Genomic DNA, 283 nt, shown 5'->3' on the forward strand with positions numbered 1-283 from the left:
CTTCTCAAGATTGCGGACTTGACGTTCAAGGTCTTTATATGACTTTTCTGGGCCTTTATTTTTAAGTGGCTTTGGTGTTTTACTTGAGGTCATTTTACTTCTCCAGCTTGATAGCATATCGGGATTGATACCGTATTTTTCTGCGACCATTTTAACTGTATCGTGAGTATCTAACGACTCTTGAACCACTTTTCTTTTAAATTCCTCTGTGTGTTTACGAAACTCTTTTACTTTCATGACACCTGACTCCTAAATAGGTGTCTACTTTTATGGAGTCAGATCA

General features: G+C 37.5%; 1 protein-coding gene. It reads right to left on the minus strand.

The window, feature by feature from the left end; all coding sequences use genetic code 11:
- A partial coding sequence (locus ACFI4Z_RS19105; RefSeq protein WP_462671895.1) for a transposase occupies window positions 1-237 on the minus strand: 237 nt, incomplete at its 3' end.
- Window positions 238-283 lie beyond the last annotated feature (46 nt).

It is taken from the genome of Pseudoalteromonas sp. RWi3, from assembly GCF_054960735.1.